Source organism: Ruegeria arenilitoris (assembly GCF_013030985.1).
Taxonomy (GTDB): Bacteria; Pseudomonadota; Alphaproteobacteria; order Rhodobacterales; family Rhodobacteraceae; genus Ruegeria; species Ruegeria arenilitoris_B.
Genome location: NZ_WPYP01000003.1, coordinates 61,189 through 72,066, shown reverse-complemented (window position 1 = coordinate 72,066; position 10,878 = coordinate 61,189). Strand labels below are relative to the sequence as shown.

Here is a 10,878-nt window from a genome sequence, read left to right as displayed (position 1 = left end):
CGTGTCTGCGAATCTCAAATTCATCACATGTAGTTAAAAATATCTGATATTTTTTAAAATATCAACTTTTAAAGCTGCGCAGGAAAAGGAAACGCCCGGGCAATGACCCAGGCGTGTTTAACCCTTGTGTTGGCAGAGCTTTAGATAGTGACCCAGTCGCCTCCGGACTGGTGAGAGCGCACAGAGGCATCAATGAATCGGACACCGTCTGCGCCTTGATCGACACTGGGATAAGTAAGCCAATCGGCAGGAACTGTGACACCATCCCGGCGCGCGGCCACTGCCATGGCAAATTCAGTATACATGTTGGCCCAGGCTTCGATAATCCCTTCGGGAAAGCCGCGCGCGGTACGGACCAGACGTTCCGCGCCGGGGCCAATGCCGTGCCCGTGACCTCGGCTGATGATACGATCTGGCTCACCGAACCGATTGAACTTCAGCTGTTCCGAATTCTCCAAGTCCCACTCAAGACCGCCTTCACTCCCGAATATCCGCAACCGCAACCCACCCCGATTTCCGGGGGCAAGGCGTGTCGCCATCAGGGTTCCCGGAACCTCGTTTTGATAGCGTGTGAACATGAAAACTGTGTCTTCCAAAGGCTTTGGCGCACCGCAGACATGAAACTCGGCCCGTAGGTCGGTCAAGGGCAGGCCCGAGACAAAACTGGCGAGATGAGCGGCATGGGTACCGATATCGCCGACACAACTCGTTGGTCCTGAAATCTTTGGGTCCAGCCGCCATTTGACATGCGGCGCATCAGCCACATCTTCGGGCGTCATCCAGTCTTGCATGAACTCAACATGGATTTGGTTGATTTTGCCGATGCCTCCTTCGGTGACAATTTGCTTGGCCTGCCGGATCACTGGAAAACACGACATTGCATAACCGACAGCAAATACCTGCCCCGTACGCGCGGTGATCTCCTCAAGCCCCTCGGCTTCGGCGACTTCGTTGGTCAGGGGCTTGTCGCACAGCACGTCAATGCCCGCCTCCAGAAACGCGTTGGCCGCGTCGAAATGAACGTGGTTTGGGGTGGTGATCATGACCGCATCCACGCCATCCGGGCGCGCCGCCTCGGCCCTCACCATTTCGTCGAAGGACGCATAACACCTGTCTGGCGGCAGGAACCACTCAGCCCCACGCGCCTTGCTGCGCGCGGCGTCAGAACTCAGCGCGCCTGCGGCGACCTCCCACCGGTCGGTCATCCGCGCAGCCGTTGCTTGCGTGACAGAGATCCGCCCTCCGCCAACAACGCCCAGCCGCAAACGGCGAGACAACCGCGGGAAAGGGCCGTCGAAGTTCAGGTGTTCGGGTAAAAGTCTCTCAGCCATTCTGAACCTCCATGTCTGGGACCCGCGCGCCTTCTGGCAGTATTTCGACAGCCATGAAAATGCTGGGGGTAATCGTCTCGTATTGATGCCAGGGATAGTTGCCTTTGGCGTCATACATCGGCTTGTGCGTCGTGCCCGGAGCCAGGAATTCTTCGAGATAAAGGGTCTCAACGTCCCGTTCTCGGCATTGCTGCATTTTGCCAAAGCCAACGATTTGCGTATGCACTTCGCGAAAACCCGGTACCGGGCAGAACGGATGATCCTTGTGCAATCCGACATTCAGTGGAACCGAACCGGAATGGTACATGGTCAGTCCAACGTTACCCACGAAGACCTTTGGCGACATGTAATGGCTGACACCGCGCAGACGCTCCTCTTGGCGAACATCAAAAGCAGATGGCCACGTATCTTTCACCCATGCGAACAGCTCGGTGTCATCGGTATGGGCGTCGAAACCGTGGACAACTACTGCGCATTTCACGTTATTGAGAACGCTATTTTGGACGATCACAGAAGAAAGCGGCGCAACGGTTTGATCCTCGATGGAGATATCCCGTTCCCCAAGGTTAAGAGCGATTGCACGACCCTCGACTGATACTCTGTCTTCATCGGTGATGTGCTGAACACGAAAGAATGGCTGGGCAAAGTCCAGTGTCTCAATCGGCATGGACCAGCTCCTTCCTCTCAGTGTTCAGGAAATCGACCGGTAGAGGCTCCGGGGCCACGCAACGGCTTTCTATCGTCTGATAGGCGCCGAATTTCGGCGCCCGTTCAATCGCGTCCATGACCTCGAAAACGTGGTAAGCAAGCGCTCCACTTGCACGGGGTTGGCTTCCTTCTTGTGCCGCCAGGGCCAGATCCAAAAGGCCGAGCCCGCGGCTGTCTTCGTTAAACCCATGTTTGTTTTCGACCACCTGCCAGTCTTCACGACCGGTTGGACGGGGCTGATGAGACCAGCGCGAGGTATCCCGCGTTTTTAGCCAGACATCCCCCTGAAAGATATTGGCACCATGGACCGGGTCAGGGTCAGGGATGCTGATGGTGCCGTTTTCACCATAGATCTCGAACCGCGGAGTTTCGCTGTCCCAGATATCGAAGCTCATGGTCATTGACCCAATGGCTCCTGATGAGAACTGCAGCAGGCTTAGGGAGTGCGTATCGACGTCGACATCCATCCACTCCCCATTGCGCGGGCCGTTTTCGATCATTCGCTGGTCAAATGTCCGCCGTGCCATTCCGGCGACACGGTCAACGGGACCAAGACAGCAGATCATGGCGGTCAGGTAATAGGGACCAAGGTCCAGCAATGGCCCACCACCCGCCTGGTAGTAGAAATCCGGGTTGGGATGATGGCGTTCCGTCCCGTGGGTACCGACATGGGCAAATACCCCTGTCGGATTCCCGATAGTACCTTCATCAATCAAGCGCCGAACGGTTTGCCAACGACCGCCCAGAAATGTGTCGGGCGCGCAACCGACCAGTAACCCCTTTTCGGCGGCCGTATACAGGATCGCCTTTCCATCCGATCGGTTCATGACCAGAGGCTTTTCCGAATAGACGTGCTTGCCAGCCTCCAAGGCGCGCAGACTTATTTCCGCATGCGCTGCCGGAATTGTCAGGTTCAGAACGCAATCAATCGTCGGATCGTCAAGCACTTCCTCTGGCGTGCAGGCCTTGGCGATGCCGTATTGATCAGCCTTGGCGCGACTTTCAGAAGGATCAAGGCTTGCGCAAGCCACGACCTCAACGCTGGAAAATTTAGATAGTGTTTTTAGGTAGATATCGCTGATACGACCACAGCCGATAAGGCCGACCCGGAAGGATTTCGATGTCTCACGTGTCATCATTCCTGTCTTCGTAGAGGGGCAAGTAATTTGGGGGCATGGGCCCTTTGTTCCGACCGCCCTGGTTCATCTGTTCCCAAGCATGGGCGAGTATTCCAACCGAGCGGGACAGACAGAACAGCCCCCGCGACAGGGGCGCGGGAAAGCCAAGTTCGCAGAAGATCACAGCTGTCGCGCCATCGATATTCATGGCAATTGGCCGACCACCACGTTGACGACCGAGTTCGGCCTGAACCTCTTCTCCGATATCGGCAAAGCGGCCAGAAACTGTGCCTTCTGCCGCCGCATCACGAACAAGTTGCATCAAACGGGGCGCACGTGGATCGACGGGTTTGTGAAATCGGTGTCCAAAGCCCGAGACGATCTTGCCGTAGGTTTCGCGCCAGCTGTCCAAGCCATCTCGAACAGCGTCACTCAAGGATGCCCCAGCATCCATCCTGGCCGCGATATCATAATAAAGCTCGGCACATTGCTCCCCTGCCCCGCCATGCACATCGCCCAACATGTTCACCGCAGTCGCTATCGCGTTGTTGAGGCCAACCCCGCATGTGGCCGCCATACGGGCCGCCGCGATGGAGGGGGCTTGAGGGCCATGATCAACGCCAGCCACCAGAGCGGCCTCGAACAGACTTGCCTGCGCATCGCTGGGTATATCGCCCCGCACCATTAGCCAGATCATCTGCGGGAAGGACACGTTCCCTATCAGATCTTCTATAGCATTCCCACGAAACGCGATCTGTCCGGGTTTCATGTCGATGATGGAGGTGCGCCACCATTGGCGGATTGCTTGCTCGTCGGTTGTCATACCGTTGCTCCTCTAACGTCGCGCATGCGCTGCTGACGAAGTGAAGCGAAAACGCTTTGAAGACGACTGATCGAGGCAATGCGACCGGTGAAGATTTCAAAAGACGCTGCTGCCTGATGAACTGCCATTCCGGCACCATTCATCACTTTCAACCCAGTTGTTCGGGCGCTGCTCAGAAGGCGTGTCTCGAGCGGGAAATAAACGATATCTGCCACCCAAGCACCGGGCCGCAAGAGTGATGGTTCAATTACCGACCCGGGGTACTTGTCCATCCCCAGCGGTGTTGCGTTGACCACTCCGTCCACCAATTTGACCCGGTCCAGCGAAATCGTAGGTGAAGCCTGAAGCACTGCATAAGGACGCAAGACCTTTAGTCGACTGACCAGCGCCTGCGCTCGGTGGAAGTCAGGATCGACGATCTCCAGATTTCGGGCACCTGAATCAAGCAAAGCCAAAGAAACCGCACTGCCCGCGCCACCGGCACCAAACATGAGAACCGTTTCAGTCTTCGATGATTCCAAAAAGTCTCCGAAGGCACTGTGGAAGCCTATGTAATCGGTGTTGTGGCCGACCATTCGACCGTCACAAAAAACCACCGAGTTGACTGCTTGAAGCTCCTCAGCAGTTCTGGAAAGCTCATCGAGATGATCAATGACTGATGTTTTGAAGGGGTGTGTCACGTTGACCGCCACACAGCCTAAGTCAACGGAATAATGCAGTAAATCAGCAACTGACATTCCGCGAAATGGGTCTTTTGCAGTATCGATCCTACCGTAGCTGAGATCAATACCCTGCGCCCGGCCCTCTGCCTCGTGCATCTCAGGCGTCATGGAGCCAGCAATCCCTTGCCCGATTAATGCGGCCTTCATATTAGGTTGTTCCTTCCGCCATGTGGTGTCGCGTTTGCGCCGCCAATCGAAACGCAGCATTACGCGCGCCATAGCCGGCGTAGCCAGTTCGACGCTCAACAATTTCAAAGAAGAAGCCGTTAAAGATTGGGCGGCTGTAGATCTGAAAATACTCGGCCCCCGCCGCCCGGTCATAGAGAATGTTACCCTCGCGCAGTTGGGCGATTATGTCGTCATCCAATCCGAAAGTCGCTTGCAGATCAGCGTAGTAGTTCTCCGAAATCGTTAGGCTGGGAAAGCCGGACTTCTGCAATTGGGCTGAGGTTTCGAAGATATCGTCCGACTGGAAGGCGATGTGCTGAACACCGGCCCCAAAGCCATCTTCAAGGAACGAAGCCGCCAGAGTACGGCGCCCTACTGCCCCGTTCAGGTTCAGGCGCACTTCGCCTTCGGGGCTTTCGATAGCCTGGCTTTGCACGACGCCGGACGGGTCCGCAACATTCACGATTGGAGACTTCGCCATCTCAAAAGTCGAGATGTAATAAAGCAGCCAGCTTTGCATTTCATCGTGACGCATTGTCTGCGCCAGATGGTCGATACGACGCAGACCGGCGGGCTGGGTCGCTTTGGTTTTCGCCACTGGCTCAAACTCGATGTCCCATACCCGATGCAGATCGGATTTCTCATCGATGAAATGGACGACATTGCCGCCGACACCTCGGATGGCCGGGATGTCCAGTTCCCCTGTTCCCACCGGCTGTGAGAAATTCGGAGCGCCCAGCGCGGTCGCCCGCTGCACCGTCTGATCCGCATCCTTGACCCGCAACCCCATGTCACAGACCGAGGGGCCGTGGCCGAGAAACGCCGAATGGGCGAAGCCATCCTTTTCAGTGTTCACAACGATGTTTATCGCGCCTTGCCGCCACAGCTCGACGGACTTGCTGACGTGCTTTCGCTCCATTCGAAAACACATTGCTGACAGCATGTCTGCCAATTGGGCCCCACTTGTTTCGTCGGCTGTAAACTCAACGAATTCGAAGCCTGAGGCGTAAACGCGTTCAGGCAACTTCGGGATACCAAAGTTCGTTCCTGGCTCGGTCCGCGACACCTCGTCCAAGAGGTTCACCAGCGACCTGTAGCTGTCTCGGGCCAGTGTTCGACCGCCGGGTTGCGGTGCCGCTTCGTTGACGCGCGCAATGGACCAGGGCCCCTTGTACCCGGCGCGGGACAACACCCGCACGAAGCCTGCAAGGTTCAGCGACCCAAGCCCCGGCAGAAGCCCAAAGTGCCGTTTGAGCCGACGTATATCCATCTCAAGCCGGGGGGCATCGGACAGTTGCACATGGAACAGCCGCTCTCCGGGAATGTTCCGAAGGCGGGCGGGTTTGGACCCGTCGGCAAGCGAGAAGAATGAGTTCAAGGCCAACCCCAAATGAGGGCTGTCGATGGCTTCAACGACGCCTAACGCCTGCTCATCCGAGTGCACAAGATCCGACCATGGCAAGCCCATATAGGCCAGACGCAACCCCATCTCTTTTGCGATCTTGGCCGCCTCGCCAAGGTCCGCGATTACCTGTTCTTCGGTTGCAGCAGCATCGACCTCGAAGGCCGACCCGATTAGCAGCAATTCTGTTCCCAACTCGCTCATCAGGTCGAGTTTGCGCTTTAGCCGGTCAAAAGCACGCTGCCGACCGCTGCCGGATTGACCTTCGAGGTTATGGAAGGGTTGCAGCAGGCAAATCTTCAGGCCGAGGTCTGATGCAATGTTCCGAATTTGCGATGGCGGCCCGTCAAAAGCGGTCAAATCCGGTTCGTGTAATTCGACACCCCCGAATCCCGCGTCAGCGATAGCACTCAGTTTTTCGGCCAGATCACCGGGGATCGACGTTGTCGAAACCGAGAGGCACATTATCCCTGATATCCAAACATACGCGGCAACCACAGGACCAGATCCGGCATCAGCATCATGATCACCAGGGCGAAGATGAGCACCGCGAGGAAGGCCCAGATTTCCGAGATGATTTCGCGCAGCGGAATGTCCGTCACGGCGTTGATCACAAAGAGTAGAATGCCATAGGGCGGCGTGATCAAACCGATCATCGAGTTCACGACGACCAGCACTCCGAAATGCACCAGATCAATCCCAAGCGCTTCGCAGGTTGGAATGAACAGGGGCACGATCACCAGAATGATCGTCGTTGCGTCCAATACGCATCCCAGCGCGAGGATCAGCAGGTTGACGAGGATCAGGAACACAATCGGGCTGACATCCGAACCCTCCAGCAAGGCCGAGATCGACTGTGGAATCTGTTCCTGAATGACGATGAAGTTCAGAATGAACGCGCCACCAATGACCACCCCGACGGCGGCGGAAGAGCGCGCGCTGTCGACGAACACTTGATAAAGGCCTCGGAAGGTCAGCGCGCGGTAGAACAACGCTGCAAGTAGCAGGGCGTAGAATGCAGCAACTGCGGCGGCCTCTGTCGGAGTAGTGACGCCGCCATATATACCGTACAGCAGAATTGCGGGCATCAGCAGTGCCGGGAACGCGTTGGCGGTTTTAGCCGGCAACTCGCGCAGCGGAACAGGTTCTTCCAATGCAAAGTTCCGCTTTCCGGCCAGATAATAGTTCATCGCCATCAGGACGATGCCCATGATCAGGCCCGGCAGAATGCCAGCAAGGAACAGCGACCCGATAGACGCCTTAGAGACCAGCGCATAAAGAACCATCGGAATCGAAGGCGGAATGATCGGGCCGATCGTCGCCGACGCCGCGGTGATTGCGGCTGCATAGCCCCGGCTGTAACGGCCATCCTTGGTCATCATCTCAATGATGATCTTCCCGATACCTGCCGCGTCCGCGACGGCAGAGCCGGACATGCCGGAGAAAATCAAAGACGCCACTACGTTGACGTGCCCCAGGCCGCCCTTGAAACGGCCGACTGCAGCGACGCAGAAGTTCAGCAGGCGGTCCGTGATCGACCCGGCATTCATGATATTGGCGGCGACGATGAACAAAGGCACAGCAAGCAGGATCGTGCTTTTGTAGAAGCCTTGCAGGATCTTCTCGCCCGCGAGGGCGACGTCCAATCCCGCCGTGCCCAGATACACCAAAGAGGCCAAAAGGATTGAATAGCCGATAGGGGTCCCGATGCCTGCCAAAACAAAGAGCGCGAGCAGGCAGGAAAGAAGTTCAAAACTCATTTGTCTGCTTCCTCGTCTTCACCGTCGACGCGGGGATGATCGTCAACCACGTTGTATCCAACAACCAGTTCAAGCTCTGTTTTAGGTGGGCCATTACGCAGGATGTCAAAGAACAGCCATCCATACCGCGCGGCAACGACCAGCATGAACACCGCATATATCGAGAACACAGTGCGCAGCGGTATCTTCTCACCCGAGAACGGATTGCGCACGGTCGAGGTTTTGCGGATTTTCATCCAGTCGATGTAGTCCCACGTCGGCAGGAAACTGTAGAGCATCCCGACCACGATCGCCGCGGCCGCCAGCATTGCAAAGACCTGACGCACCCGCATCGGGACCGAAAGGTAGATGATGTCGAACTTCACATGATCCCGCTCGCGCACGATGAAAGCGCAGCTGAAGAATATCACCCAGACCCAAAGTATGCCGATGAGTTCAAGCGTCCATCCAGCCGGGGTAAAGAAGTACCGCAAGAGAATTTGGAGAAGGAAGATCAGGAAGATTGCCGCCAGCATCCCGCCGGCAATCGCTTCAGTCAGTCGGGAGAACCCCTTGATGAACGCCTTCATTTTGGTTCTCCCTCCCTAACTACTCAGGTTTAGTTGCCCAGAGCGTTGATCTGCTCCAGAACACCGTCCGGCCATGCCCCGGCGAATTCGCTTTCCAGATACATCGACTGTACCTGATCGCGGAACGCCGCGAGGTCGGGTTCGTAGACCTCCATGCCCTGTTCCTTGAGGAAACTGACGAGGTCCTCTTCTTTCTGAAGCTGTTTCTGGCGACCAGCTTCAGCCGCTGCGTCGGCAGCTTCCTGAACCTTGGCTTGCTGTTCTGGTGTCAGCCCGTCCCAAACCTCTTTGCCGATGGCGATATAGTTCAAGTCGACGAGGTGCGACGTCAGGATGATCTGATTGGTCACTTCGTAGAATTTGGCATCAACCACAGTCGGCAATGGGTTGTCCTGACCGTCAACGGCACCGGTAGACAGCGCGGTATAGACTTCGGAAAAGGCCATTGGTGTCGGGGCGGCACCCAGCGCTTTGCCAAGGAACTGCCACGCATCTGTGCCCGGCATCCGCAGGTTCACGCCTTCCAGATCGGCCGGAGTTGTGACCGTCAGCTCATCCTTGGGCTGGCGCAGGTTGACCTGACGACGACCCAGATACATGACCGACAGAAGTTTAACGCCCAGCTCTTCTTCTGCTTTTTGTTTGAACGCATCCATCAAGGGGGCGTTGAAGACAGCCACCTGATGCGCGGCGTCCTGGTGGACATAGCCAGCGGTAAAGATCGAAAACTCGGGGAAGAACTGTGCCAGTTCCTGCGCCGAGGTGATCGACATTTCCAGGTTGCCCCGGCTGATGGCATCAAGCTCGGTGCCCTGAGCGAAGATGGTGCCATTATAGCTTGGCTCATAACTTGCGAAATCGGCGACCATGGGCGCGAAAACCTCGGCCATGGCGACCGAGCGCTGGTCGGTCTCCGACCCTGAAGTTGCGAGACGTAGTTGCACTTTGTCTTCCGCCAGCGCACCACTTGTAGCACTAAACAGAACACCGGTTGCGACCAGGGCTGATACAGCAGCCCGGCGGGTAAGTTTGGTAATCACTTTGCTCCTCCCTGAGACATCATGATGCATTTTTCCGATTCTGAGTTTTGACCTATTTTGGACATTTTGCAAGATTTTTTACAAAATATCAGATATTTTTCATTGCCTGCAATCTCTGTTGTTGCGTTTCCTGAAGGTTTCTTATCCTGACAGTCTCGCCAGTCCTGCAGGAATTCTGAATAGCTTCAATAACTTGAAGCGTTCTGAAACCTTCCCATCCGGACACAATCGGATCTGCTTCGTGCCGAGCAACCTCGACAAAATGCCTGAGCTGATTGACCAGCGGGTCAGAGGAACCCTTCTTTAGCGCGGTTGACGAGATTGGCATCCACCAATCCCTTTGCTCATTCTGGTAGCTCCAAAGTCGAAGATCTGGGACGGACAATGACCCATGAGATCCACCAATCATGTAGCTACTCTCAGTGGTCGACGGGTAGATTGGATATTCCCGAGACGTCATCTCCCAGCTCCACGGAGCAACGATGCTGTCGGACACAGTTATGGTCCCAATCGCCCCGCTTTCAAACGTCAACAGCGCGCCGGCAACATCTTCGTTGTCGTAACCGCGTTGCGATGCAGCCGACTGCGCCTGAACGGTCACGACCTCTCCGGCCAGATACCGCAGAAGATCCACATCATGGACAAGATTGACCGAGATGGGTCCTGCACCAGGTTTCTTTCGCCAGGGCGCGGCGTCAAAATATTCGTCGGGCTTATAGAACCAGCAATTAGCGTGGACAGCGCGAACATCTCCGATCTTCCCATCTACAATAGCTTCTTTGGCCGACTTGATAAGGGGGTTGTGCCGGCGATGATGTCCGACCATCAGTGGCACATTGGCCCTCTCCGCTTCCTGGACAAGCTCCAGTGCTGCAGCGGCTTCCACGGCGATCGGTTTTTCGACGAGAACGGGACAACCATGTCGAATACACGTGAGGCCTTGTTCGACATGAAGCGTCGTGGGAGTCGCAAGCACAGCTCCGTCCGGCGTCTGATTTGCAAACATTTCCTCGAGGGTCTCGTAACATGCGACCCCGTGCTCAACAGCGTACGCGCGGCCTTCGTCGCTGGGATCGACTACCGCAACAAGATCAACATGACGTAGCGCTCGGATGGCGTCTGCGTGGCGGCGTCCAACAAGACCAATGCCGACAATGGCAATGCGAAAGTTCTTAGACACTTTGCTTCCTTCCGGAGGGTCCGGGAAAATCCCGAAACCGAAGATTGCGACCGGGCT

At 56.2% G+C, this 10,878-nt stretch carries 10 protein-coding genes; all 10 read right to left on the bottom strand.

Going from position 1 to position 10,878, the window contains the following annotated elements; all coding sequences use genetic code 11:
• Positions 1-140: 140 nt before the first annotated feature.
• A complete protein-coding gene (locus GOX88_RS08235; RefSeq protein WP_170400699.1) occupies positions 141-1,331 on the bottom strand; it encodes a Gfo/Idh/MocA family protein in 1,191 nt (396 codons plus the stop codon).
• The gene (locus GOX88_RS08230) at positions 1,324-1,998 is read right to left on the bottom strand and encodes a hypothetical protein (protein ID WP_170400698.1); all 675 of its coding nucleotides are present in this window, start codon (positions 1,996-1,998) and stop codon (positions 1,324-1,326) included. Before GOX88_RS08230 ends, GOX88_RS08235 begins: the two co-directional genes overlap by 8 nt.
• On the bottom strand, positions 1,988-3,175 hold the full coding sequence (locus tag GOX88_RS08225; RefSeq protein ID WP_254443304.1) for a Gfo/Idh/MocA family protein: 1,188 nt from the start codon (positions 3,173-3,175) through the stop codon (positions 1,988-1,990). The genes GOX88_RS08230 and GOX88_RS08225 overlap by 11 nt, the downstream gene beginning before the upstream one ends.
• Positions 3,165-3,980, bottom strand: a complete 816-nt coding sequence (locus GOX88_RS08220) for a citryl-CoA lyase (RefSeq protein WP_170400696.1) — start codon at positions 3,978-3,980, stop codon at positions 3,165-3,167. The genes GOX88_RS08225 and GOX88_RS08220 overlap by 11 nt, the downstream gene beginning before the upstream one ends.
• Complete coding sequence (locus tag GOX88_RS08215) at positions 3,977-4,849, bottom strand: shikimate dehydrogenase (RefSeq protein WP_170400695.1); 873 nt, start codon at positions 4,847-4,849, stop codon at positions 3,977-3,979. The genes GOX88_RS08220 and GOX88_RS08215 overlap by 4 nt, the downstream gene beginning before the upstream one ends.
• Before the next feature lies 1 nt (position 4,850).
• Positions 4,851-6,737 (bottom strand): bifunctional sugar phosphate isomerase/epimerase/4-hydroxyphenylpyruvate dioxygenase family protein, encoded by a 1,887-nt coding sequence (locus GOX88_RS08210; protein ID WP_170400694.1) that lies wholly within the window; start codon positions 6,735-6,737, stop codon positions 4,851-4,853.
• The gene (locus GOX88_RS08205) at positions 6,737-8,032 is read right to left on the bottom strand and encodes a TRAP transporter large permease (protein ID WP_170400693.1); all 1,296 of its coding nucleotides are present in this window, start codon (positions 8,030-8,032) and stop codon (positions 6,737-6,739) included. Before GOX88_RS08205 ends, GOX88_RS08210 begins: the two co-directional genes overlap by 1 nt.
• Positions 8,029-8,601, bottom strand: a complete 573-nt coding sequence (locus GOX88_RS08200) for a TRAP transporter small permease (protein ID WP_170400692.1) — start codon at positions 8,599-8,601, stop codon at positions 8,029-8,031. Before GOX88_RS08200 ends, GOX88_RS08205 begins: the two co-directional genes overlap by 4 nt.
• A 29-nt stretch (positions 8,602-8,630) precedes the next feature.
• Entirely contained in the window at positions 8,631-9,641 is a 1,011-nt protein-coding gene (gene dctP, locus GOX88_RS08195; protein WP_170400691.1) for a TRAP transporter substrate-binding protein DctP, read from the bottom strand.
• 88 nt (positions 9,642-9,729) lie between these two features.
• Positions 9,730-10,821 carry a Gfo/Idh/MocA family protein gene (locus tag GOX88_RS08190; protein ID WP_170400953.1) on the bottom strand — a complete coding sequence of 364 codons (1,092 nt, stop codon included), beginning with the start codon at positions 10,819-10,821 and terminating at the stop codon, positions 9,730-9,732.
• Between the last annotated feature and the right edge of the window lie 57 nt (positions 10,822-10,878).

Bases quoted from the DNA above. Each gene is read 5' to 3' on its own strand.
- GOX88_RS08230 (WP_170400698.1), bottom strand. From the start codon at position 1,998: ATGCCGATTGAGACACTGGACTTTGCCCAGCCATTCTTTCGTGTTCAG.
- GOX88_RS08225 (WP_254443304.1), bottom strand. From the start codon at position 3,175: ATGACACGTGAGACATCGAAATCCTTCCGGGTCGGCCTTATCGGCTGT.
- GOX88_RS08235 (WP_170400699.1), bottom strand. From the start codon at position 1,331: ATGGCTGAGAGACTTTTACCCGAACACCTGAACTTCGACGGCCCTTTC.
- GOX88_RS08215 (WP_170400695.1), bottom strand. From the start codon at position 4,849: ATGAAGGCCGCATTAATCGGGCAAGGGATTGCTGGCTCCATGACGCCT.
- GOX88_RS08210 (WP_170400694.1), bottom strand. From the start codon at position 6,737: ATGTGCCTCTCGGTTTCGACAACGTCGATCCCCGGTGATCTGGCCGAA.
- GOX88_RS08220 (WP_170400696.1), bottom strand. From the start codon at position 3,980: ATGACAACCGACGAGCAAGCAATCCGCCAATGGTGGCGCACCTCCATC.
- GOX88_RS08205 (WP_170400693.1), bottom strand. From the start codon at position 8,032: ATGAGTTTTGAACTTCTTTCCTGCCTGCTCGCGCTCTTTGTTTTGGCA.
- GOX88_RS08200 (WP_170400692.1), bottom strand. From the start codon at position 8,601: ATGAAGGCGTTCATCAAGGGGTTCTCCCGACTGACTGAAGCGATTGCC.